This window comes from Shewanella schlegeliana, assembly GCF_016765635.1.
GTDB lineage: Bacteria > Pseudomonadota > Gammaproteobacteria > Enterobacterales > Shewanellaceae > Shewanella > Shewanella schlegeliana.
In genome coordinates, this window is sequence record NZ_JAESVD010000001.1 from 42,404 (window position 1) to 67,048 (window position 24,645).

The 24,645-nt window shown below is 46.1% G+C and carries 25 protein-coding genes; 23 read left to right on the top strand and 2 right to left on the bottom strand.

What is annotated here, in order from left to right; all coding sequences use genetic code 11:
* Window positions 1-45: 45 nt before the first annotated feature.
* The 22 genes from JMA39_RS00230 (at window position 46) to JMA39_RS00335 (ending at window position 21,093) form a co-directional block, all read left to right on the top strand.
* Window positions 46-1,596, top strand: coding sequence for a flagellar hook-length control protein FliK (locus JMA39_RS00230; protein ID WP_202719843.1), 1,551 nt, complete (start codon window positions 46-48; stop codon window positions 1,594-1,596).
* Between the two features lie 76 nt (window positions 1,597-1,672).
* Window positions 1,673-2,191, top strand: coding sequence for a flagellar basal body-associated protein FliL (fliL, locus tag JMA39_RS00235; protein ID WP_202719844.1), 519 nt, complete (start codon window positions 1,673-1,675; stop codon window positions 2,189-2,191).
* Window positions 2,192-2,263: 72 nt separating this feature from the next.
* Window positions 2,264-3,292 carry a flagellar motor switch protein FliM gene (gene fliM, locus JMA39_RS00240; protein WP_202719845.1) on the top strand — a complete coding sequence of 343 codons (1,029 nt, stop codon included), beginning with the start codon at window positions 2,264-2,266 and terminating at the stop codon, window positions 3,290-3,292.
* Between the two features lie 12 nt (window positions 3,293-3,304).
* Entirely contained in the window at window positions 3,305-3,685 is a 381-nt protein-coding gene (fliN, locus tag JMA39_RS00245; RefSeq protein ID WP_202719846.1) for a flagellar motor switch protein FliN, read from the top strand.
* 27 nt (window positions 3,686-3,712) lie between these two features.
* Entirely contained in the window at window positions 3,713-4,087 is a 375-nt protein-coding gene (gene fliO, locus JMA39_RS00250; RefSeq protein ID WP_202719847.1) for a flagellar biosynthetic protein FliO, read from the top strand.
* 10 nt (window positions 4,088-4,097) lie between these two features.
* Window positions 4,098-4,847, top strand: a complete 750-nt coding sequence (fliP, locus tag JMA39_RS00255) for a flagellar type III secretion system pore protein FliP (protein ID WP_269154416.1) — start codon at window positions 4,098-4,100, stop codon at window positions 4,845-4,847.
* 7 nt (window positions 4,848-4,854) lie between these two features.
* Complete coding sequence (gene fliQ / locus JMA39_RS00260) at window positions 4,855-5,124, top strand: flagellar biosynthesis protein FliQ (RefSeq protein ID WP_202719848.1); 270 nt, start codon at window positions 4,855-4,857, stop codon at window positions 5,122-5,124.
* A 38-nt stretch (window positions 5,125-5,162) separates the two neighbouring features.
* Window positions 5,163-5,963 (top strand): flagellar biosynthetic protein FliR, encoded by an 801-nt coding sequence (gene fliR, locus JMA39_RS00265; RefSeq protein ID WP_202719849.1) that lies wholly within the window; start codon window positions 5,163-5,165, stop codon window positions 5,961-5,963.
* 68 nt (window positions 5,964-6,031) lie between these two features.
* On the top strand, window positions 6,032-7,165 hold the full coding sequence (gene flhB, locus JMA39_RS00270) for a flagellar biosynthesis protein FlhB (protein WP_202719850.1): 1,134 nt from the start codon (window positions 6,032-6,034) through the stop codon (window positions 7,163-7,165).
* A 169-nt stretch (window positions 7,166-7,334) separates the two neighbouring features.
* Window positions 7,335-9,434 (top strand): flagellar biosynthesis protein FlhA, encoded by a 2,100-nt coding sequence (gene flhA / locus JMA39_RS00275; protein ID WP_202719851.1) that lies wholly within the window; start codon window positions 7,335-7,337, stop codon window positions 9,432-9,434.
* 11 nt (window positions 9,435-9,445) lie between these two features.
* Entirely contained in the window at window positions 9,446-10,843 is a 1,398-nt protein-coding gene (flhF, locus tag JMA39_RS00280; RefSeq protein ID WP_202719852.1) for a flagellar biosynthesis protein FlhF, read from the top strand.
* A gap of 4 nt (window positions 10,844-10,847) precedes the next feature.
* Entirely contained in the window at window positions 10,848-11,729 is an 882-nt protein-coding gene (locus tag JMA39_RS00285; protein WP_012154630.1) for a MinD/ParA family protein, read from the top strand.
* Window positions 11,722-12,441, top strand: a complete 720-nt coding sequence (locus JMA39_RS00290; protein WP_202719853.1) for an RNA polymerase sigma factor FliA — start codon at window positions 11,722-11,724, stop codon at window positions 12,439-12,441. The genes JMA39_RS00285 and JMA39_RS00290 overlap by 8 nt, the downstream gene beginning before the upstream one ends.
* Before the next feature lie 61 nt (window positions 12,442-12,502).
* Window positions 12,503-12,886 (top strand): chemotaxis response regulator CheY, encoded by a 384-nt coding sequence (gene cheY / locus JMA39_RS00295; RefSeq protein ID WP_012276572.1) that lies wholly within the window; start codon window positions 12,503-12,505, stop codon window positions 12,884-12,886.
* Window positions 12,887-12,899: 13 nt separating this feature from the next.
* On the top strand, window positions 12,900-13,637 hold the full coding sequence (locus tag JMA39_RS00300; RefSeq protein WP_202719854.1) for a protein phosphatase CheZ: 738 nt from the start codon (window positions 12,900-12,902) through the stop codon (window positions 13,635-13,637).
* 12 nt (window positions 13,638-13,649) lie between these two features.
* Window positions 13,650-15,911, top strand: coding sequence for a chemotaxis protein CheA (locus JMA39_RS00305; protein ID WP_202719855.1), 2,262 nt, complete (start codon window positions 13,650-13,652; stop codon window positions 15,909-15,911).
* Window positions 15,912-16,002: 91 nt separating this feature from the next.
* Window positions 16,003-17,163 (top strand): protein-glutamate methylesterase/protein-glutamine glutaminase, encoded by a 1,161-nt coding sequence (locus JMA39_RS00310; protein WP_202719856.1) that lies wholly within the window; start codon window positions 16,003-16,005, stop codon window positions 17,161-17,163.
* Complete coding sequence (locus JMA39_RS00315) at window positions 17,156-17,848, top strand: hypothetical protein (protein WP_202719857.1); 693 nt, start codon at window positions 17,156-17,158, stop codon at window positions 17,846-17,848. The genes JMA39_RS00310 and JMA39_RS00315 overlap by 8 nt, the downstream gene beginning before the upstream one ends.
* 149 nt (window positions 17,849-17,997) lie before the next feature.
* Window positions 17,998-18,789 carry a ParA family protein gene (locus JMA39_RS00320; RefSeq protein ID WP_202719858.1) on the top strand — a complete coding sequence of 264 codons (792 nt, stop codon included), beginning with the start codon at window positions 17,998-18,000 and terminating at the stop codon, window positions 18,787-18,789.
* Complete coding sequence (locus tag JMA39_RS00325; RefSeq protein WP_202719859.1) at window positions 18,773-19,699, top strand: chemotaxis protein CheW; 927 nt, start codon at window positions 18,773-18,775, stop codon at window positions 19,697-19,699. Before JMA39_RS00320 ends, JMA39_RS00325 begins: the two co-directional genes overlap by 17 nt.
* 235 nt (window positions 19,700-19,934) lie before the next feature.
* A complete protein-coding gene (locus tag JMA39_RS00330) occupies window positions 19,935-20,426 on the top strand; it encodes a chemotaxis protein CheW (protein WP_202719860.1) in 492 nt (163 codons plus the stop codon).
* 262 nt (window positions 20,427-20,688) lie between these two features.
* Window positions 20,689-21,093, top strand: coding sequence for a DUF2802 domain-containing protein (locus JMA39_RS00335; protein ID WP_202719861.1), 405 nt, complete (start codon window positions 20,689-20,691; stop codon window positions 21,091-21,093).
* A gap of 364 nt (window positions 21,094-21,457) precedes the next feature.
* On the opposite strand, the gene JMA39_RS00340 is transcribed toward JMA39_RS00335, so the two are convergent.
* Both JMA39_RS00340 and JMA39_RS00345 read right to left on the bottom strand, forming a co-directional pair.
* Window positions 21,458-21,766 carry an EscU/YscU/HrcU family type III secretion system export apparatus switch protein gene (locus JMA39_RS00340; protein WP_202719862.1) on the bottom strand — a complete coding sequence of 103 codons (309 nt, stop codon included), beginning with the start codon at window positions 21,764-21,766 and terminating at the stop codon, window positions 21,458-21,460.
* A gap of 57 nt (window positions 21,767-21,823) precedes the next feature.
* Window positions 21,824-23,443, bottom strand: coding sequence for a hypothetical protein (locus JMA39_RS00345; protein WP_202719863.1), 1,620 nt, complete (start codon window positions 23,441-23,443; stop codon window positions 21,824-21,826).
* Between the two features lie 417 nt (window positions 23,444-23,860).
* Between JMA39_RS00345 and JMA39_RS00350 the strand changes: the two genes are divergently transcribed.
* The gene (locus JMA39_RS00350; protein ID WP_202719864.1) at window positions 23,861-24,631 is read left to right on the top strand and encodes an MlaA family lipoprotein; all 771 of its coding nucleotides are present in this window, start codon (window positions 23,861-23,863) and stop codon (window positions 24,629-24,631) included.
* The last annotated feature ends 14 nt before the right edge of the window (window positions 24,632-24,645 follow it).

A 24,645-nucleotide genomic window follows, 5' to 3' on the forward strand; every position in this document is an offset into this window, starting at 1 on the left:
CAGGCCGAGTAGCCGAGTGTTTATTGATGAGTGAATGGAGATGGAATGCAGCAGGTGACCAATGTTTTACTCAGTAGCCCCGATTCGATTAGAAAGGTTACCGATAGTCAGAGTAAGTCTACCGAAGCTAAGACAAATTCCGAAGGGGATAGTTTTTCTGCAGCACTAGAAAAGGCAGAAGCTCTGCGTCTTGATGAACAACGAAATACCTCTGCAAACGCGGAGCCGGCAGCTAATGCACAATCGGCAAGTGCCCAGTCTACTAATGAAGAGGCGCTAGCTGAGAGCTGCGGAAAGGAAAACACTCAGACAGAGGCTGCAGATCCTAATGCATCGAGCCAGGCTTTGAAGCAAGAGGCTCGTGAGCTAGAGCAAGCCCAAGACGATGTGAGTCAGATCTTTGCGCAGATTAACTTAGCGAATAATTTTGGCGGCGATTCACAGCTTGCCGTTAACGGCGAAAGTTTGCCGTTATCTGCTGAGCAGCTTGAGTCCAACTCATCGAAGCTAGAGCAACTCAGCAATGAGCTAGCCGTTAGTGATTTATCTGATGAGGCACTTATCGCTTTGAGCCTGCAATCAGGCCTATCAGAGCAAGAACTGAGCAAGCTTTCATCTTCAGAATTAAAAGCACTGTTACAGCAAGGTCAAATGCTTGATGCAAGCGGTGGCTTAAAATCAGAGTTCGCCGTGGTTTCAACATTACAGTCTAGCCCCGTAGAAATGAGGGATAGCGCGACTAAAGCAGAAGTAGGTGATAAAGCTGCACAAGGCAGCATAGTGACAGACGCCAAGGGCGCTAACGCGACCGATATAAAGGGGGCTCATACTGGGCGTGATATTTTTGGTAAAGAGGTCGCAGGACAAACTGCAAATCAAGCCTTAGCTGACCAAGGTAAAGCGGCTCAAAATCTTGATGGGGCGAACTCAAATAATGCAATTAATACCATGGCAACTTCACAGGAGCAGCTAAAAGGCGCTGAGCTTTCGGTACGCATAACAGCCACTCAAGCAGGGCTTGAAGCAAACCTTGCCGGTATGAGCGAGTCAGGTACACAGGAACTGAAATCTATTAGCGGATTGCACAATCAACAACTGCAGCAGCCGGGGGCGAGCCGTCAAGAGTTACCTCAATTGCAATTGGCATTGAAACAACCAGGCGAGCAGACGCCGTCAATGCAGCAGATGATCCAAAGATTCTCTCCCATGATGAACCAGCAACTTATCACCATGGTAAGTAAAGGGGTTCAGCAAGCGGAGATCCGCCTCGATCCACCAGAACTCGGTCACATGATGGTACGTATTCAAGTGCAAGGGGATACCACTCAGGTGCAATTTCAGGTGAGCCAGCATCAGACTCGTGATCTGGTTGAACAGGCGATGCCAAGGTTGCGAGAGATGTTGGCCGAGCAGGGAATGCAGTTGACCGATGGTCAAGTGTCTCAAGGGAATGGTGGAAACAGTCAGGGGGAGCAAGGTCTTGGTAATGGAAATGGTCGAAGTGACGTTGAAACGGATGAAATTTCGGCAGAAGATCTGCTAGCAAGGTCAAATCTATCAACAAGTTCGGCTTCAGGTATAGATTATTACGCATAAGCAGGTAACCTATAGTGGCACAAGAATATTGATAAAGAGTGTTGAGCCGATTCAGCACTCCAGCTAGGGACAGAAGATGGCAGAAGAAGCGGCTTTAGAGTTAGAAGACAGCGTTAAACCAAAAAGCAAAAAGAAACTGATTATATTCGGTGTGGGTGGCGTTGTACTGTTGATTGTTATCGCAATCACGGCGTGGATGTTGTTGGGCTCCGATGAGGCCGCAGAATCAACTAGCGCAGTAGAGGGAGCAGCGACAGAGCAAGCGGCTAGAACGGGTGAAGCCTATTATGCGGCGATGCCAAGACCTTTCCTTTTCAACCTGTCAGATAATGGCCGCACTCGTTTGGTTGAGATCAAGGTTCAGTTGATGGTTCGCGGTAATGATGATGACACGCTAATTCGAAAACATATTCCACTGATTGAAGATGCACTGCTCACCACCTTTAGTGGCGCAGACATTCAAAAGCTGAGCTCACCTGCAGGTAAAGATGAGTTACGTCAGTTAGCGCTGCGTAATGTGCAAAATACCCTTCAGCCTGTAACGGGTCGCACTGTGGTTGAGAAAGTACTGTTTACCGGTTTTGTTATGCAATAACGCCATTCAGAGTATTAGAGAGGGGTTACTGCTTGTAATGAAAGCGATTCTTTTTAAAATAAAGGCGATATCGTGAGTGATTTATTAAGCCAAGACGAAATTGATGCACTGCTCCACGGAGTCGATGATGTCGAAGAGGACATGATTGACGATAACGAGCTTGATGCACGTTCATATGATTTCTCGTCTCAAGACAGAATCGTCCGTGGCCGTATGCCAACGCTTGAGATCGTCAATGAGCGTTTTGCACGCCACTTGCGGATCAGCATGTTTAATATGATGCGTCGTGCGGCGGAAGTATCAATTAACGGCGTTCAGATGCTTAAGTTTGGTGAGTACGTACATACTCTGTTTGTGCCAACTAGCCTGAATATGGTGCGCTTTAGCCCGCTAAAAGGTACGGCATTAATCACTATGGAAGCCCGCCTCGTGTTTATCTTGGTGGATAACTTCTTCGGCGGAGATGGCCGTTTCCACGCTAAGATTGAGGGGCGAGAGTTTACCCCTACCGAACGGCGTATTGTACAGCTACTACTTAAGATTATCTTCGAAGATTATAAAGATGCTTGGGCGCCAGTGATGGAGGTTGAGTTTGATTACTTAGACTCTGAAGTTAACCCAGCAATGGCAAATATTGTTAGCCCTACCGAAGTGGTGGTCGTGAGTTCATTCCATATTGAAGTGGATGGCGGTGGCGGTGATTTCCATATCACCATGCCATATTCTATGATTGAGCCAATTCGAGAACTGCTCGATGCTGGTGTGCAGAGTGATACTCAAGATACCGATATGCGTTGGTCTCAGGCACTACGTGACGAGATCATGGATGTTGATGTTGGTATCGATGCCACCATTGTTGAGCATAAATTGACATTAAGAGAAGTGCTTGAGTTTAAAGCCGGTGACGTTATTCCGGTTGAGCTGCCAGAGCATATTATTTTGAAGGTTGAAGATTTGCCGACTTATCGCTGTAAGATGGGCAAAGCTAAAGATAATCTAGCATTAAAAATTTGCGAACAAATTCCAAGACCTGAAACGGTTAAGACAGAGTTGCAGTTGGTGACCCATAAGGGCCGAGCTCGCGAACGTTCTGAGATATAAGGTGAAGAGTAAATGAGTACAGATAGCGGTGATGATTGGGCTGCAGCAATGGCAGAGCAAGCGATTGAAGAAGCCAAAGCGGTTGAGCTAGATGAATTTAGCAGTGACGCTGCGCCACTGACTGAAGATGAAGCATCTAAGCTAGATGCCATTATGGATATTCCGGTTACGATCTCAATGGAAGTGGGCCGTAGTTTCATTAATATCCGTAACTTACTGCAGTTAAACCAAGGTTCAGTGGTTGAGCTAGATCGTGTAGCGGGTGAACCGTTGGATGTGATGGTTAACGGTACCTTAATCGCTCATGGTGAGGTGGTTGTGGTAAACGACAAATTTGGTATTCGTCTAACGGATGTGATTAGCCAAACTGAGCGGATCAAAAAGCTTAAGTAGTAAGAGTATTAAGTTAAAGGACGTTAGATGAGTTTTCAATTGGTTTTAGCCAGTGTGGGCAGTGCGACAGTTCAAGCTGAAACGCCAGCTTCTCCTTCGAGTATCGCGACGCTTTCGAGTATGGTTGGCGGCTTGATAGTCGTATTGCTGTTAATCTTCTTTCTCGCTTATCTGGTTAAGCGCTTTAATTTAGTGCCAAGTAGCCAGGGGGTATTAAAAACCCTTGCCGTTACCCCATTGGGGCAGAAAGAGAAATTAGTGCTGGTTGAGGTTGATGGTCAACAGTACTTGCTTGGCGTGACACCACAGCAGGTTAGTCTTGTCGATAAGCTAACAAGCCCTGTCGAGATCTCGCCAGAGTCTTTTGCCACCCGCTTGCGTCAAGCCAAGACGTCACAATGAAGACATCACAATGATGAAATGGATTTTACTTATAATCGCTGTGGCGCTGTCGTTAACAGCGCCTGCAGCCCTAGCTGAAAATGGCATTTTACCTGCGGTAACCGTGTCAACCGGGGCCGATGGCTCTACGCAATACTCGGTCACCATGCAGATCTTGCTGTTGATGACGGCGTTAAGCTTCATCCCTGCTATGGTCATCATGCTGACCTCATTTACGCGTATCATTGTGGTACTGTCTATTTTGCGCCAAGCGATTGGTTTGCAACAGACCCCCTCAAATCAGGTGTTGATCGGCATCAGCATGTTCATGACCTTTTTTATTATGTCGCCAGTATTTGACAAGATTTATGATCAGGCGGTGCAGCCTTATATTGAACAAGGTATGCCACTGCAGGATGCTTTTAAATCGGGGCAAGGCCCACTTAAAGACTTTATGCTGGCCCAGACACGTTTAACCGATCTCAATACCTTTATCGAAATTTCAGGCTACCAGAACATCAATGAGCCTGAAGATGCACCGATGACAGTCATCATTCCGGCCTTTATTACCAGCGAGCTAAAAACCGCATTCCAGATCGGCTTTATGCTGTTTGTGCCGTTTTTGGTGCTGGACTTAGTGGTAGCAAGTATTTTGATGGCCATGGGTATGATGATGCTATCGCCCATGATTGTGTCATTACCGTTTAAGATCATGCTGTTTGTGCTAGTCGATGGTTGGAGCCTAGTGATGGGTACCTTAGCTAACAGTTTTGGATTATAGGTGAGCCATGAGTCCTGAATCACTGGTTGATATCTTTCGAGAAGCACTGGCTGTTATCGTGACTATCGTGTCGATGATCATTGTGCCAGGTCTTATCATAGGTCTAGTGGTGGCTGTATTTCAGGCGGCGACCTCAATTAACGAACAAACTTTAAGTTTTCTTCCACGTCTACTGACCACCTTATTAGCACTCATGCTGATGGGGCACCTGCTCATTCAGATCATGATGGATTTCTTTATGCAGATGGTGGATATGATCCCTCAGGTGATAGGTTAGATATGCGTATTTATTCTATTACCCATAGATTTAAATAGATGGAGATCTTACTCGATACCATCATGGACGGCATCGCAGGTTATCTGTGGCCGTTAACGCGGATCTCTAGCATGTTCATGGTGATGGCGGTATTTGGTGCGACTACAACGCCGACTAGGGTGCGACTACTATTATCGGTTACAGTTACTGCGGCAGTCGCGCCAGTTTTGCCCCCCATGCCGACTATCGACCTATTTTCTTTAAGCGCCGCATTCGTTACCGCTCAGCAGATCATCATAGGTGTGGCAATGGGGTTTGCAACTCTGCTATTGATGCAAACCTTTGTGATGACTGGCCAGATAATCGGTATGCAGACCAGTCTAGGTTTTGCTTCTATGGTTGATCCTAGTTCGGGGCAACAGACACCCGTTATTGGTAATTTCTTTTTGCTATTGACCACGGTGATCTTCTTGGCCGTTGATGGCCATCTACTGCTCATCAAAATGGTTATCGCCAGCTTTGAGTCGATCCCCGTGTCGATGCAAGGGCTGAGTTTGACAAGTTATCGGCTATTCACCGAATTTGTTGGTTATATGTTTGGTGCGGCTTTGACTATGTCAATTTCTGCCATTGTGGCACTGCTGACTATCAATCTCTCTTTTGGTGTGATGACGCGAGCGTCGCCCCAGCTGAACATTTTTGCGATTGGTTTTCCTGTCACCATGGTGGCGGGACTATTCATTCTCTGGTTAACGCTGTCACCTATTATGTCTCATTTCGATGAGGTGTGGCGTGAAACTCAAATTTTGCTCTGTAATGTTCTTGAGCTGCAATGTCGCGTCGATGGGGGGCTTAATTGATGCTTTTCCATCATATTACGAACCCCACTATTTGTCTTCGCTCTTGTATAAGAGGAGGGCAGCTATAGATGGCAGAGAATGATAGTAGCCAAGAAAAAACAGAGGAAGCCACCTCCAGGAAGTTGCAACAGGCCAAAGATAAAGGGCAGGTTGCACGTTCTAAAGAGTTAGGCACATCAGCAGTGCTTATTGCAGCGTCAGTAGGCCTATTGATGACTGGCCCTAATATCGCTCAGGCGATGCATAACATCATGAGCAAGCTATTTACCCTGAGTCGAGAGGAGATCTTCGATACCAGTCAGATGACCAATGTTTGGGGCTTAGTTGGCACAGAGTTAGCCGTCCCGCTTATGGGGTTTATTACTTTTTTAGCATTGATTGCCTTTGCCGGTAACATAGCTCTCGGTGGTATGTCTTTCTCTGTAAAAGCTTTTATGCCAAAGGCGAGTAAGATGAGCCCTATTGCTGGATTTAAGCGGATGTTCGGTGTGCAAGCACTGGTTGAATTGACCAAAGGTATCGCAAAATTTTCGGTGGTAGCAATCACCGCATACCTGCTGCTCAGTATCTATCTTGACCGTATATTGATGCTGTCTCAAGATCATCTACCGGGCAATATTTATCATGCTTTGGATCTTATTGTTTGGATCTTTATCCTACTGTGTGCGTCAACATTTTTGATTGTGGTAATCGATGTGCCCTTTCAAATTTGGAATCATGCTAAGCAGTTGAAGATGACCAAACAGGAGGTTAAAGATGAATATAAGGATACCGAAGGTAAGCCTGAGGTAAAGGGGCGTATTCGTCAGCTACAGCGCGAAATGGCTCAAAGACGCATGATGGGCGAAGTGCCTAATGCCGACGTGATTGTGGTCAACCCAGAGCATTACGCTGTCGCGGTTAAATATGATGCCGCTCGCTCTACAGCGCCTTTTGTGGTGGCGAAAGGGGTGGACGAAGTTGCCTTTAAAATCCGTGAGATTGCTCGTGAGCATGATGTCGCTATCGTGTCGGCGCCGCCACTTGCCCGTGCGATTTACCACACCACTAAAATCGATCAAGAGATCCCAGAGGGCTTGTTTACTGCCGTTGCTCAGGTGCTTGCTTATGTATTCCAGTTGCGCCAATTCCAAAAAGGCAAGGGCAGACGTCCTAACCCCATCCCGGTAAAACAACCAATCCCTGACGATTTAAAACATTAGCGTAATCTTTTCGCTCTATTCTTGCAGTGCCTAAAAATACGGCACTCAATACTCAAGATGTTCTTTGTTAACAGTTTTCAGGTTATAGTTAATCTCGCTGTTATATATCAAAATTGGTATGATATTTGCTGTATAGGTCGTTAGACGTCAAAGATCGGACTCAGGGTGAATGGAACTTAAAGCAAGTCTAGGCCAATTAAAACAGATAAAGCCTGCACATTTAAAAGGTATTGGTACACCGTTATTGGTCTTAGCCGCTCTGGCTATGATCATTTTGCCTATGCCTGCATTCCTGCTCGATATCCTTTTTTCATTCAATATTGCACTGGCATTAGTCGTTCTATTGGTGGCGATCTATAGTGACCGTCCCCTCGATTTTGCAGCATTCCCAACCGTGTTGCTGGTTGCTACCTTGCTCAGACTTGCACTAAACGTGGCTTCAACACGTGTGGTGTTACTGGAAGGGCATAACGGTGGTGACGCTGCGGGTAAGGTGATTGAAGCCTTCGGTTCTGTGGTTATTGGCGGTAACTACGCTGTCGGTTTAGTGGTGTTCTTAATCCTCATTATTATTAACTTTGCCGTTGTCACCAAAGGTGCTGGTCGAATCTCTGAGGTGAGTGCTCGCTTTACCCTTGACGCCATGCCCGGTAAGCAGATGGCTATTGATGCCGATTTAAATGCTGGTCTACTTAGCCAAGAAGAAGCAAGGGCTCGCCGCGCAGAAGTGACCCGAGAGGCCGACTTTTACGGTGCGATGGACGGTGCGTCAAAGTTTGTAAAAGGTGATGCGGTCGCTGGTATATTAATTCTTGTTATCAATATCGTCGGCGGCTTTATCATAGGTATGGCCCAGCATGATCTTGATTTTGCCACGGCGGCAGAGATCTACACCTTGTTGACCATTGGTGACGGTCTAGTGGCGCAGATCCCTGGCCTGTTATTATCCATTGCCGCAGCCTTGATGGTGACTCGTCAAAATGAATCCGGTGATATGGGCGAAATGGTCATGAGCCAGATGTTTGACAGCCCTAAGTCGTTAGCAATTGCCGCAGGCGTGATGTTAGTGATGGGTCTTGTTCCTGGTATGCCACATTTCGTGTTCCTTTCGTTTGCAGCGATAGCGGGTGGCGCAGCCTACTTTATTAAGAAAAAGCAAGACACAGACCGAGAACGTGCACTTGAACTTGCTAAGAGTGGTCCAGTCGAGCCTAAAGATGCTCAACCAAAGGAGCTTAGCTGGGACGATGTACAGCACGTCGACACCATAGGCTTAGAAGTGGGTTACCGATTAATACCACTGGTGGATAAAGGCCAAGGTGGTGAGCTACTCGGACGAATTAAAGGGGTGCGTAAGAAGCTATCGCAAGAGTTGGGCTTCTTGGTGCCTGCAGTACATATTCGCGATAACTTAGACTTATCACCCAATGCTTATCGAATTTCATTGATGGGAGTCGCATCGGGCGAGGCGGAAATCCGTCATGATTGCGAGCTTGCGATTAATCCAGGCCAAGTTTACGGCAAACTCGATGGTATCGAGACAAAAGATCCCGCCTTTGGCTTGGATGCAGTGTGGATTGCGCCAGAGATGCGTGAGCACGCGCAGACCTTGGGGTACACGGTAGTCGATGCCTCAACGGTAGTGGCCACTCACATCAGCCAACTGTTGACCAATAACGCCGCTAAACTACTTGGCTATGAAGAGGTGCAGCAGTTACTTGAAATGCTAGGTAAATACTCACCTAAATTGGTTGATGGCTTTATTCCAGATGTGATGCCATTAGGTACTGTGGTTAAAGTGATGCAGAACCTGCTGAATGAAGGTGTCTCTATACGAGACATGAAGACCATAGTTCAAACCTTATTGGAGTACGGCCCTAAGAGCGGTGATACTGAAGTGTTAACCGCAGCGGTGCGTATTGCGCTAAAACGTATGATTGTTCAGGAGATCAGCGGTCCAGAGCTTGAAATCCCTGTCATTACTTTGGCGCCAGAGTTGGAACAGATGTTGCATCAGTCTATGCAGGCGACGGGAGGAGATGGTCCGAATATCGAACCAAGCCTTGCAGAGCGTATGCAGAAGTCACTTGTCGATGCAACGCAGCGACAGGAGATGGTTGGACAACCCGCAATTTTATTGACATCGGGAATGCTACGTTCAACTTTATCGCGATTTGTTAAGCATACGATCCCTAATTTACGGGTCATTTCCTATCAGGAAGTACCCGATGAAAAGCAGATACGCATCGTTTCGGCAGTGGGTCAGTAGAGGTCGAATAATTGAAGATTAAAAGGTTTTTAGCAAAAGATATGCGCTCGGCCCTAGCCCAAGTTAAAGAAACATTGGGTTCAGACGCTGTGATCATGTCGAATAAGAAAGTCACTGGCGGCATAGAGATTGTGGCTGCCGTAGACTACGATGAGCCAAAGCCAAAAATTGCGGCGGCTAAGCCATCGGCTGCGATGTTCACCGATTTAGCTGAAGAAAAGGTCACGCTTGGGGCAAGACCCAATGTCAGAGCCGAAAGTCGCGCCGCACCGACGCCTGCTCCAGATTCTCTACAGGCGCTGTTAGAGCGTCAGCAAAGTCGGATTAGCCAGCAGGCGCAACCCACGCGAAGCGATGAGCTTGATATGCCTGAATGGGCGAAGGGGCTACAAGCACAGCAGGCCAAACATGAGCCTGTAAAAGCAGAGTTTACCCCTAATCGTGCTCCAGACAGCTTTAACACGGGTAAACAGAATAACAGCGCCGAGATGGATGCGATGAAAGAGGAGTTGGCTTCAATTCGAAGCCTGCTGACTCATCAAGTTAACAGCCTAATGACCGAGCAGAAGAAGCGCCTCGATCCTGTGGGTGCCATGTTAGAGAGTAAACTACTCGAGGCGGAATTTTCACCCGCGATAGCACAGAAGTTGTCTGGCTTGAGTGAGCATTATTCGCCTGCGGAGTTGGTCGCTTCTCTGCCACGTTGCTTAGCCAATATGCTCGATAACCAAGGTGACGATATTGTACGTCAAGGTGGTGTGGTGGCTTTTGTTGGACCAACAGGCGTCGGAAAGACCACTACAGTGGCAAAATTGGCCGCACGCTTTGCCGCTTATCATGGCTCAGATCAAGTTGCGCTCATTACAACGGACCATTATCGCATTGGAGCCTTTGAGCAATTGGCAACTTATGGCAAGATAATGGGATGCCCTGTAAAACAGGCTCATGATTTTAATGAGTTAGAACAAATCCTCTATCAATTTAGAAACCGTAAGCTGGTACTTATTGATACCGCAGGTATGGGGCAGCGCGATCAGCGATTATTCCAGCAACTCGATAGCTTAGCGGCAAATAGCAGATTACCTATTCGTAGTTATCTGGTAATGTCTGCAACAGGACAGCGCCGAGTATTAGAAGATGCTGTCAAACAGTTTACACGTATCCCGCTTTCGGGCGCGGTACTGACAAAATTAGATGAATCAATTTCATTAGCGCCAGCGTTAAGTGTGTTGATTCAAAATGGGTTGCCTTTAAGTTATGTAACAGATGGACAAAGAGTGCCAGAAGATATGCAGGTGGCAGATACTCTTTCTCTTGCTAAGAACGCATTAGCGGCATTAGATAACAAACCTATAGAACCATTACAGAATAGTGAAGGGTCACATGAGATGACCTATGCATTTGAGTGAAGCCATGACTCCGGATCAAGCAAGCGGTTTACGTATGATGAATCAGCCAAATAATGAAAAAGTAAAAGTAATCGCCGTATCAGGTGGTAAAGGTGGCGTTGGTAAAACCAGCGTGTCAATTAATACGGCAGTTGCTTTGGCAGAAAAGGGCAAGCGTGTATTAGTTTTGGATGCTGACTTAGGCCTAGCAAACGTCGATGTGATGTTAGGCTTACGTGCTGAGCGAAATTTATCTCATGTTTTGTCGGGAGATGCCGAATTAGATGATGTGATCTTAAGAGGCCCTAAAGGAATTGGTATTATTCCGGCCACTTCAGGTACTCAGGCGATGGTGGAGCTGACGCAGGCTCAACACGCAGGCCTTATTCGAGCTTTCAGTGAGATGAGAACTCAATTTGATATCCTTATCGTCGATACTGCGGCGGGGATTTCAGATATGGTGCTAAGCTTTTCTCGTGCTTCGCAAGATGTGTTGATTGTGGTGTGTGATGAACCGACCTCGATCACCGATGCTTACGCGTTGATTAAAATCTTAAGCCGTGAGCACGGTGTGTTCCGTTTTAAGATTGTGGCCAACATGGTGCGCAGTTTACGTGAAGGTATGGAGCTGTTTGCCAAGCTAAGTAAGGTAACAGACAGATTCCTCGATGTAGCGCTAGAGTTAGTGGCAACGGTGCCGTTTGACGAGAACTTACGCAAGTCAGTGCGCAAGCAGAAGTTGATTGTTGAGGCGTTTCCAAAGTCTCCAGCGGCGATTGCTTATCAGGGACTCGCTAATAAGATTATGAGCTGGCCTGTGCCATCGCAGCCTGGTGGACATTTAGAGTTTTTCGTTGAACGTCTAGTGCAGCGCCCAGATTATCAAGAGGATAAGTCGGGTGAATAAAGCGGCCGCGTATACTCGTTTTGATAATAAGACGTCTATCGTTGAACAGTATGCACCGCTTGTAAAAAGAATTGCTCACCATCTTTTAGCTCGTTTACCCGCATCAGTGCAGTTAGATGATTTGTTGCAGGCGGGCATGATGGGGCTGTTAGAAGCGTCATCAAACTTTGATGGTAGTAAAGGCGCCAAGTTTGAAACCTTTGCAGGTATTCGAATTCGTGGCTCCATGTTAGATGAGATCCGCCGAGGCGACTGGGTACCGCGTTCGGTACACCGTAATCAGCGCCGCGTAGCTCAGGTCATTGATGAACTTGAGCAGGAGTTAGGTCGTGATGCTCGTGATGGCGAAATCGCCGAGCGACTCGAGATCTCTCTCGAGGAATACCACACAATTTTAAACGACGTTTCGGTAGGTAAAGTTGTCGGTATAGAAGATTTAGGTGTGGCAGCTGAAGGGGCAACTCCTGAAGACAGTCACCAAGATTGTGCGTTTGAATCACTTGCAGAGGTCGAGTTTCATTCAGCATTAGTCGATGCGATCAAGCTATTGCCAGAAAGAGATGCTCTGGTATTGTCGCTATATTACGATGAAGCATTAAATTTAAAAGAGATTGGGGCCATTCTTGAGGTCAGCGAGTCTAGAGTTAGCCAGATCCACAGTCAGGCGATGCTAAGGCTTAAAGGAAAACTCAAGCACTGGACACAAGAATAATATCAATAATACTTGATACCACATTACACGAGCAATAAAAGCGCGCCCAGCGGAGGAAACCTTGGACAAGAATATGAAGATTCTTGTTGTTGACGATTTTTCAACAATGAGACGTATCATTAAGAACTTGTTACGTGACTTGGGATTTAACAATACCCAAGAAGCCGATGACGGTTCAACAGCCTTACCTATGTTACAAAAGGGCGATTTTGATTTCGTCGTTACCGATTGGAACATGCCAGGCATGCAAGGTATTGATTTATTGAAGGCTATTCGAGCCGATGATAACCTCAAACACCTACCCGTATTGATGGTGACAGCAGAAGCTAAGCGTGAGCAGATTATTGCCGCAGCGCAAGCAGGTGTGAATGGTTACGTGGTTAAACCCTTTACCGCCGCCACACTAAAAGAGAAGTTAGACAAAATTTTTGAGAGACTCGGCTAAGCAAGGATGAGCTATGCAGCAACAATCTTCAGCGCTGATCACTCTCGAGCAAGCTGAGAGGCTAGTTGCGCTCCTAACTCAAGGAGAGCAAGAAAGTGCAGACGAATTGGTGAGAGAAATTGCCGCGCCAATTCAAAAGGATCTGTTCGATGAAGTTGGACATTTAACTCGCCAACTTCATAGCGCGATTTCTGATTTTCAATTCGACACGCGCTTAATCGAGTTAGCCAATACCGAGATCCCTGATGCAAAAGAGCGCTTGACCTATGTCATTGATATGACTGAGCAAGCAGCAAACAAGACGATGGATGCCGTCGAGGAGTGTTTACCTCTGGCGAGCGCACTTAGCGATAATATTCAAGCTGTAAAACCGGCGTGGGATAAACTCATGCGTCGAGAATTACCGCTGTCGGAATTTAAAACGCTATGTCACGACATCCAGCAGTTTGTCGAAAGAAGTGAGTCGGATGCGAGTCGAGTTAAAGAGCTTCTGAATCAAATTTTACTGGCACAAGACTTTCAAGATTTAACCGGACAGATGATCCGTCGAGTCATCGAGCTCGTTAGGGAAGTTGAAAACAGTTTAGTGTCGATGTTGACCGCATTTGGTGAACAGCCAGCAACAGCGACAGATGACGAGCCAAAACGAAATGTTGAAGCAGAAGGTCCTATAATGAACGCTGAGCACCGCCAGGATGTGGTGACAGGTCAAGATGAAGTTGATGATCTGCTTTCGAGTCTAGGTTTTTAAGGGAGTCAAAGAATGTCCTTTGATGTTGATGAAGAGATACTGCAGGACTTTTTGATTGAAGCCGGTGAAATTTTAGAGCTTCTACAGGAACAACTGGTCACGTTGGAAAATAACCCTGACGATACCGATCTGCTTAACGCCATATTTCGAGGCTTTCACACCGTTAAAGGTGGTGCTGGATTTCTTGGTTTGTCGCCTATGGTGGACGTCTGTCACGAAGCTGAGAACACCTTCGATCTGTTACGTACAGGCAAGCGTGGCGTCTCAGCTAGCTTGATGGATGTTATCCTGCAAGCGGTTGATTCTATCAACTCAATGTTCGCAGAAACTCAGGCGGGTCAGCCTCAGTCCCCCGCCGAACCTGCTTTGCTCACGCAGCTTAAAAAATTAAGTGCTGGTGAGTTACTCCCATCAGAAATGGCTGAGTCTCAAGTCTCTGAGCCTACTGCTGTGGTTGAAGCTGCAGTTGTTGCAGAGCCTGTTGTTGAACAAACGATAGTCGAGCCTACAACTCAACAGCCTAGTGCAGTCGAGCAAGCTACTGATGAAACGACAGGCAGTATCGATGATATCAATGATGCTGAATTTGAAGCTTTGCTCGATGCCCTGCATGGCTCGGGTAAGGGCCCTGGTGTCAGTGAGCAGCTAACCTCTTCTCAAGAACAATCAGCCTCAGATGATATCACCGATGATGAATTTGAGTCTTTACTAGATGAGCTACATGGCTCGGGTCAGTTTAAGGCGCCATCGGCAACTCCTGCACCAGTAGAGTCCAGCTCATCTGATGTTGACTCCGATGAGATTACCGATGATGAATTTGAGCGTCTGCTAGATGAGTTACATGGCTCAGGAGCCGGTCCTGGCAAGGACTCTAGTGCAAGTGTGTCGACAAGCGCACAGGCGAGTCAATCCACTCCGGTCGTTCAGGCAATCACTACCTCACAGCAGGCTGTTGATGTTAAAGCGGAAGCTAAGATTGAAGTCAATCAAGCGGCCAAAGTGACTCCAAAGCCAGAACTTAAACCAGAGCCTAAGTCAGAAGTTAAACCAGTCGCTAAAGTCGCACCAAAAGCCGGCGGTAACAGTATGCCCCAGGCCGAAACAACGGTGCGTGTCGATACTTCAAGGCTCGACCAGATCATGAATATGGTCGGCGAGTTAGTATTAGTGAGAAATCGTCTCTTAAGTCTTGGGATCTCACGTGATGATGAAGAGATGTCGAAGGCATTAGCCAATTTAGATCTGGTGACCGCCGATCTGCAAGGCGCGGTGATGAAGACGCGCATGCAGCCAATTAAGAAAGTCTTTGGCCGTTTCCCACGAGTGGTGAGAGATCTGGCGCGTACGTTAAATAAAGAGATCGATCTTGTGATGGTGGGTGAAGACACCGACCTCGATAAGAACCTAGTCGAAGCGCTTGCCGACCCTCTAGTGCATCTGGTGAGAAACTCGGTCGATCATGGTATTGAGATGCCAGACGAGCGTGAGGCTAACGGTAAAGAGCGTACGGGTACTATTACGCTGTCTGCGAGCCAAGAAGGTGACCATATCCTGCTTAAAATTGAGGATGATGGCGCTGGAATGGATCCCGAAAAGCTTAAAGGGATCGCGATTAGTCGAGGTGTGCTCGATGAGGATGCCGCCGCTCGCATGAGTGATGAAGAGGCTTATAACCTGATTTTTGCACCGGGCTTCTCAACTAAGGTAGAGATCTCTGATATTTCAGGTCGAGGTGTCGGCATGGACGTGGTTAAGACTCGCATTACTCAGCTTAACGGCTCGGTTTATATCGACTCGCAGCAGGGTAAAGGCACTCGTCTTGAGATCAAGGTACCACTGACGCTAGCGATTATGCCGACCTTGATGGTTGAGGTTGCCGAGCAAGTATTTGCCTTGCCATTGTCCAGTGTTAACGAAATTTTCCATCTCGATCTGACTAAGACCAATGTGGTCGATGGCCAGTTAACCGTTATTGTACGTGATAAAGCGGTACCCTTGTTCTATCTAGAGAAGTGGTTATCTCGTAAAGAGTCAGGCTTTAGTCACGGTGATAAACAACACGGTCATGTGGTCATTGTCCAGTTAGGTACCATGCAGATTGGCTTCGTGGTTGACTCACTGATTGGTCAAGAAGAGGTGGTTATTAAGCCGCTAGGCACGCTTTTACATGGTACGCCAGGAATGGCCGGTGCAACTATTACTTCTGATGGTGGCATCGCATTGATTCTAGACGTTCCGGGTCTACTAAAGCATTACGCACGTAACAAGAGCTAACAGGATTAGCGAGGGAATAACGGAGTCACACTTGTTATTCCCTATTTAGATACAGCATTGAACCAGCCTGAGATGCAGTATAGGAATTTGAATGGCCATTAAAGTTTTAGTTGTTGACGATTCGAGCTTTTTTAGACGACGGGTAAGTGAGATTGTCAATCGAGACCCTGAGCTTGAAGTGATAGGCACCGCAGCAAATGGTGCTGAGGCCGTTAAGATGGCGGCAGAGCTTAATCCGCAAGTGATCACCATGGATATTGAGATGCCAGTCATGGATGGGATCACTGCAGTTAAGGAGATCATGGCGAGCAAGCCTATTCCGATCTTGATGTTTTCTTCACTGACCCACGACGGTGCCAAAGCGACATTGGAAGCGTTGGATGCTGGAGCGTTAGATTTCCTGCCAAAACGTTTTGAGGATATCGCTAGCAATAAAGATGATGCGATAGCACTACTGCAGCAGCGAATTCGAGCCTTGGGGCGTCGACGTCTCTTTAGGCCGATAGCCCGCTCAGTACCAGTACATGACAAAGTCCTGCCTAGCAGCGAACGGGCTCGTCCTACTTCTAGTTTCTCTCGAACCTCTGTTAATGCGCCTGCAACAACCAGTCATGCTGCAGGGGCGAGTGACAAACCGTCGGCGCGCAGTAGCGTGGTGACAAGGGGTAGCGGTAAAAAATACAAGGCGCTATTGATAGGTACCTCTACCGGTGGCCCAGTTGCACTGCAAAAGGTGCTAACGCAATTTCCAGCTAACTATCCACACCCTATTTTGCTTATTCAACATATGCCTGCAGCGTTTACACCGACGTTTGCCGCAAGATTGAATGGCTTGTGCAAAATAGAGGTAAAAGAAGCTGAAACTGGAGAGTTATTAAAGCCGGGTTGTGCTTATCTTGCCCCAGGCGGTATGCAGATGATGTTAGAGCGAGGTGGCGCTCATGGCAAAATTAAAGTGCTTGCTGGTAAGCCTGATATGAACTACAAGCCCTGTGTCGATATCTCATTTGCTTCGGCTTCAAAAGTGATTGGTGGAGATGTCTTAGCCGTCGTATTGACAGGTATGGGAGCCGATGGTCGAGAAGGCGCTAGGATGCTAAAGAGTATTGGCGCGACAATTTGGGCGCAAGATGAAGCTAGCTGTGTGGTTTACGGTATGCCACAAGCCGTCGCTGCGGCAGGTATCGCTTCAAAATCTATTGCCTTAGAGCATATGGCCGAGTCGATACTAAAAGAGACAATGAATGGCTAATGGCAAGCTTAAGCTTAGATTGAGTCAGCAACGTGGCGCAATGAACACGCTATCCTTGCTGGTGATGTTTCTGTTAAGTATTGCCACATTTACCTTTGGCTCACTGTATTTTGAACAGCTACACAAGATTAAGTCACTTTCTGCAGAAGTGAAACAGCTTAAAGATAGCCAGGTTTTACTTATGGTGCCAGACGAGCAAGCTGAGGTGATGGCTAATTGGATGGCCAATAATCCCCACTTTGTACAGTCTTTTGTCGATAAGGCTAAGCAGGGAGAGTCGACCGTCTTGCCTATTGGCCCCGGCATTCAGCAAACGCCGACGAATCAGAGCCAGAGTGCAAAGGGCAATCATTTGCAGATGTCTGACTCTAGCGATGAGCTCGATCCGGAGTCAGAGCCTGAAAGTCGTGCTCAGTTGAGTGGCGCGAAAGTTAACTCAGCCCCTACAGGGACGTTGTCGCAAAAAAGCACAATACATAAGAGCCAGTCAGAGCCTATGCAAAATAACAAGGCAATGACGAATAGCAAACCAGAGCAGACAAAATCTATCTCTAAAGTGGTCACAAATACAAGTAATAGGCTCCCTCAGAAGTCAGTCACACTGACTGAAACCGCAGATGGTGTGAAGCTTATCAGTTTACCTCACGGTGGGATCAGAGTAACAACTAGAGAGCCTGATAAGTAATTATGCTTCTAGCTCGTTGATTAACAGGTATATCATTCGCTTGATAAATTTGGCAGGGCTAAGCCCTGTGTATCAATGAGATATAGAGTTTCATAAAAAGCTAAGTTTTAAGCACGACTCAATTAGCAGTGAAAACCTGAGGAGGTTTTTTGAAGATCTGGACCATTGCAAACCAAAAAGGCGGAGTGGGTAAAACAACAACTGTTGCCAGTCTTGCTGGGGCGTTTGTAAAACGTGGTCAGCGGGTGTTAATGGTTGATACCGATCCTCATGCGTCCTTGGGTTATTACTTAGGGATAGACTGTGAACAATTACCTTGCTCACTGTATGATCTTTTTTTAGGCCATAAGAGCCTAACAGTGGATACGGTCAAGACGCATATTGTACCAACCAATGTGCAGGGGTTAGATCTGATGCCCTCAACCATGGCGCTTGCGACGCTAGATCGCAGCCTTGGCCATGAAGAGGGGATGGGGCTGATCTTAAAAAAGGCATTGAAGCTTATCGAGGGCGAGTACGATGTCGTGCTTATTGATTGTCCGCCAGTACTTGGGGTGTTGATGGTCAATGCGCTTGCGGCCAGTGAACATATTATTGTGCCAGTGCAAACAGAGTTTCTCGCTATTAAAGGGCTAGATCGTATGGTCAAAACCATGCTGCTTATGGGGCGGTCAAAAAAAATTAACTACAGCTACACCATAGTGCCGACCATGTACGATAAACGCACTCGCGCAGCCTCAGCAGCCTTGAAACAACTTAATGAAGATTATAACGAAGAGTTATGGCAGGAAGTTATTCCTGTCGATACAAAATTTAGAGATGCCAGTTTGAGCCATTTACCCGCTTCCCATTACGCGCCAAGTAGCCGTGGTGTGAAGGCCTACAATAGATTACTTGATGATCTGCTTGCGAAGGATCTATGCCATGTCAAAATCAGTTGATGATGCGGTATGCGATTACTTTTCGCTGTTATTGAGCGAACCCAAAGCCGAGCTAGCGAAAGCTGAGGTTGTCAAAGCGAATAGACCTGAAAAAGAGTCTGTCGATGAAAGACTCAGTCGACAAGCGTTAGAGCTACTGTTTGCTAAGGCTAAAACCGAAGCGTCCAGCGAAAATATCAAACCGCAAGCCTCAACGCAGGTTTCTTGCGATGCTAACCTTGTGCCTGCATTGAGTGAGGCTGTTACTGTTTCTAAGTCTCAAGTCGGTATAACCGAAAGTGAAGAGAAGTCTTCAACTGCACTGTTACAACTAGTTATTGAGCCTGTCACTAATGATAGTGCTGAAGAGGTCAAGGAGAGCTTAAGCGCAACACCGGACGTTATAAACCCGCCTAAGACAGCCGCTCTGACAGCGACTCAGATTAGTTCGACGCAGACGTTACTCGATAAGCTTGATGAGGAGTTTCAAGTCCTGTTCTTTAATGTGGCAGGGCTCACTCTAGCAGTCCCCTTAGTTAGTCTTGGTGGTATTGTTAATTTGGAAAAAGTGACCTCTTTAATTGGACGCCCTGATTGGTATCTGGGGGTACAGCAATATCGCGATGCGCAGCTAAATGTTGTGGATACTTGCGCTTGGGTCATGCCAGAAAAGTATGATGCGGCGCTGGCACAAAAAGTGAGCTACCAATATGTGGTCGTGCTTGAAGACAGTCACTGGGGGCTTGGCTGTGAGTCGTTAATCAACACGATAAACATTAAAAAGTCCGAGGTAAATTGGCGTAGTCAAGCGGGTAAGCGCCCTTGGCTTGCCGGAGTGGTAAAAGAGCAGATGTGCGGCATATTAAATGTCGAAGCCTTAGTACAGATGCTGGGGGCAGGCATGGGATGCCAAGATGTGATTCAATCATAGCTGTATTATGACGAATCCAGACTCGTGACGGTATTATAAAGAAAGTGGACGATTGGCCGATATAGCGAGTAGACGACAAAAGTCTATTGGATCTACTCGTATTGATAGCTATGCTTATGCTGAGTGGGAATAGAGCACTAAAATCACACACTAAGCAAATAGAAAAGAAAAATAGAAAACGAACATTAAAAGAATAGTTTAACAGATAGCCAACGGGCTATGGATTGAGGCCATTATGACAAGTTCAAACAGTGTAAAGGTTGCCGCAGGTAGCGAAGATGCAGTATTGCAGTGGGTAACATTTAAGCTTGATAACGAAACCTACGGTATTAATGTAATGCAGGTTCAAGAAGTATTGCGTTATAGCGAGATTGCTCCTGTACCTGGAGCGCCTCATTACGTGTTAGGGATTATTAACTTGCGTGGCAATGTGGTGACGGTGATTGATACCCGTTCACGTTTTGGTCTTGCATCTGCAGAGGTAAATGACTCGACACGTGTTGTGATTATCGAAGCCGAGAAGCAGGTGATCGGTATTTTAGTCGATAGCGTAGCTGAAGTGGTCTATCTACGTGGCTCTGAAATCGATAATGCTCCCAATGTGGGTACCGAGGAGAGCGCTAAGTTTATTCAAGGCGTAAGCAATCGTGACAGCGAGCTTCTCATTTTGGTCGATTTAGATAAACTACTCTCAGACGAAGAGTGGATAGAGCTAACGCAGATCTAAAGTATTAGAAGGTAGTAGGGCGCTTCGCTTATAGGGCGGACTTCGTCCTGCTAGGTTCTAGGAAAAGCAAATGCATAAGCTTGTAACGCTTTGGTTTCGATTTATTTTGCTGAACCTAGAACCTAGAACCTAGAACCTAGAACCTAGAACCTAGAACCTAGAACCTAGAACCTAGAACCTAGAACCTAGAACCTAGAACCTAGAACCTAGAACCTAGAACCTAGAACCTAGAACCTAGAACCTTTTTCAAGAAGAGTTATTAATGATAGCCGAAGAAATCTTAATCGCTGCTGCACTCGTTTTTGTTGTAGCTTGTTTAGCATTAGTGCTTTATTTGCAAAAGCAAACAGCAAAGCTGCGTGCAAAAGTCGATGCGTTAACGCTACTCGTGAAAGAGGGGGATAAGCAGCGAGAAGCGGTGAAGCGTGAACTGCAAGAACTGCGTAGTGGCACCATAGGTGTCGGTCGCCGTATGTTAGAGCTAGAAAATAAACTCTCGAAGCAAGACGCTAAACTCGAAGAGAGTAGTCAGCAAGACCCTCAGGCTAGATTATATTCCCGAGCGATGAAGATGGTAGCCTTAGGCGCTGGCGTTGAAGAGCTTATTGAAGAGTGTGAGCTACCGAAAGCCGAAGCCGAATTATTGATCCGATTACATGGGAAATAGAAGATTCTAGGGCGTTCGCAGGCTCACTTCGAGGTCCTAGGAAAAGCTGAGACGAACGCTTCGCTTACGGATAACGGAACGTTCGCAGGTTCACTCACAGAACGCTGCGCTGACGGTTCAAGCTAAGACGGTTCAAGCTAAGATCGTTTATGCAGAGACTTCAGGATTTTTATATTTCTTTCGCTTTAATCTTTTTTGTTTTCCTAGAACCTAGAAGTCGCTGCGCGACGTCCTTTTCCTGTTTCCGTAAGCGAAGCGTTCCGTAGTGGCGAAGCCACGTGCTGTAAGGCCGCAGGCCGTTCGTCTTAGTCTCATTGTTTATTGATGTACCTAGAACCTGCTTTTCCTAGGACCTTTCTTCGCTTTAAATCTCTTCCATGATCTTCTGGTGCATGTTGTTCCATTTCTCTGGAAACTTACCATCGAGTACGTATACAAAGGCAATAAGCTCTGCGATGACCAGGTAAAGCTCTTTAGGGATCTCATCACCGACCTCTAAGCGTTGTAAAAAGTCACACAGATGCTCATCTTGATGAATATAGACCCCCGACTCCTGCGCCAAGGCAATGATTTCTTCTGCAAGAGCCGATTCGCCTTTTGCACTGATTTTAGGCGCGTGACCTTGTTGATAACTTATCGCGACCGCTTTAGTTAGTTTTTCTTCGTCAGGCATTGTCTTCCTCTTTCTCTTTCTCTTTCTCTTTCAGTGACTCTCTTGGCGATAACGAATTTAAACCTCAACCTTTACCAGATAATGCTCCCCCGGTAGTAAACTTGCCGGAACACTTTTCAGTTCGGTGTTAATTGACACTGTTGAAAAGCCAATAGCTTCAATTTTTTGAGACAAGGAATGTTGTAACAGCTTGATCTTATTAAGCAGAGACTCATTATTACTTGAAAACCTAAGAGAGAGAGTGTCTGTTTGCGGATACATATGCTGTGATTTAGCGTGCTGTAGCATCTTAGCCGTCACTAAAACTGCGCCGCTGGCCAAATTGAACTTTAACTTTAGGTTCCAGCAAATCGATTTTTGTCCGTCATTAGAAGGTTGCTTTTGTATTTGACCTTCTAGTTGCTCTTGATAGTGATTAATAGAGTAGGGAAGAGCAAAGTAGTATTCAGTAGTTTGCTCATTCTTGCTGCAAGCTTGTTGATACAGATTTAAGTTACTTATTAGTTTACCAATAGATGATTGGCTGGCAGAAGCTTCGAGTAGTTTCATTAAGGGATCGGGCAACCCAAGCTGTTGTTGTAGATTTTTAAGCTTGTTCGCTAGCTCTGGTGACACTGTTTGAGAGTTCTTTCGGCCTAAAAGCAGTAGAAATAGCAGGTGAATGATTTCGGTATGTGAACTTGCAGCACTTGGTATTTCGATTGATGATGAAGCAGATAGCTGTAGCATCGTTTCTATCGCCTGTTTTAGTCGCTGTGGATGAGTTAAATCCGCTAAAGGTTCAGGAATAAGGTTTGGTAGGATCCGCTGCAGCGCCGTTGCTAGGTTTTGTTCGACAGCTTCTCTTGCTGAAGACGTTGTTGGTAAACCTCCCGCTTTACGTAATGCTCCAGCAAGAAAGCGCTTGTTCATGTCGGGTACTATTTCTGTACTTTCTACAGGGGCATTAGTGTGTTGAGACTCCTTAGGCAGTTCGTTGTCTTTTAAAATATGCGCCGTAGATATCGCTCCTAGACGCTTTAAAAACGTTTGATACTCGGTGTTAATATCGATTAAAGGTGAAGATTGTTTACCTTCTGACTGCGGCGTTTCAGTCGCTTGCAGAGCCACTGCTCCCGTATCTAAGTCAGTTAATGAGATCTGCGCATTAAATTGAATCGGAGAGAGGCACAGTTGTAATTCATCACCTTGGGTCTTTATACAGGCTGCATAGGTGCCTTTTACTAGCGTGTTAGATTGCTCTAATTTTATTGCTGGCGTTTTGTCGAACAGAATTTGATTGGCTTCAATTTTTGCGTTTGGTAGTGGATACCCCTCTCTACGCTTTGCAAGCTGTTGTAGCTTTTTTTCTTGATTTGGGTGACGACCTATTACCGAAAGCAGTGCTTGCGGTAAAGCTTGGTTATGAGAGGGGCCTAGAGCAATTAAACTAGATTGCGAAATAATACTATTAACTTGAACTATATTTAACAGGAAACGTTGAGCTTTAAGAAGATGTGTTAGAGGCAGTGGAGTAGCGCTTTTTACACCGTACTGCTTACCAGAAAGGCTAAGTTTAACACCGGAGCTAGTGACAGTGACAGAAACTGGCACGAATGCATGAGCACTTTTTCCTGAAGAGAATCCGGTCTCTTTAAGAGGAGTATTGATTATGTGTTGGCTCGTTAAAGGGTCCAAAATTTAACTCTTTTATTACTGTAAAACTATGGAAGTTTAGTGTGATTGTTAAATGGCTTAAACAACTAACGCTATATACTTATTAACAAATTTAAAATTGATCTTATGTGGCAACCCAGTATCCTAAGTCGTCCTTCAGATCAAAATGCATATATTTAGCTGGTTATGTTGTTTTTTGGTTAAATCTACGGTCATATGAACTGTATCGACACTAAAGGCCTACGACTTTAGCGTGAATAATGATTTATGTGCCTCTGTTTATCCATTGCATTGAATCGAAAGATTTTTTGCAAGATAAACAGATTGCTAATTATATTGAGTTGACGCAATCTTGAGTTGGTTGAAGTGTGAGCTGATAGCCAAGGAAGGGTAAGTGTTTATAAGTAATAGAGTAAAATCTTTTTCAAAGAGACAATTATGAAGTTTAAATGGATTGTGCTTTCTCTGACGATAATTGCAATACCATCGATAGAAGCGGCCGAAGATATCAGTACGGATACTCGTCAACAAGTGACGGTAACTTACAATGACCCCCGTGATCCTATTGAAGGCTTTAACCGTGCTATGTGGGACTTTAACTATCTGTTTATGGATAGGTATTTCTATCGCCCAGTTGCTCACGGTTACAATGACTATGTTCCCCATCCAGTTAAAAGCGGTATTAACAACTTTGTACTTAATCTTGAGGAACCATCAAGCCTCGTAAACAATACGTTGCAAGGAAAGTGGGGCTGGGCTGCGAATGCTGGCGGGCGCTTTACGGTCAACACCACATTGGGCCTGCTTGGGGTGATTGATGTTGCCGAGATGATGGGGATGGAACGTAAACAAGATGCTTTCAATGAAGTGCTTGGCTATTACGGTGTGCCAAATGGCCCTTATTTCATGGCTCCATTTTTCGGTCCCTATGTTACTCGTGAACTCGCGTCTGATTGGGTTGATGATCTATACTTCCCTCTGTCTGAGCTGACTTTCTGGCAGACAGTTTTAAAATGGGGTCTTAAAAACTTGCATACTCGAGCAGCTGCAATCGATCAGGAACGATTGGTTGATAATGCGCTCGACCCATATACTTTTGTAAAGGATGCCTACTTTCAGCATATGGACTACAAGGTATATGACGGAGACATTCCTCAAAGTGACGACGATGACGAGTTGCTTGATGAGTACATGCAGGAATTAGAGTAACATTAGTTAAGTGG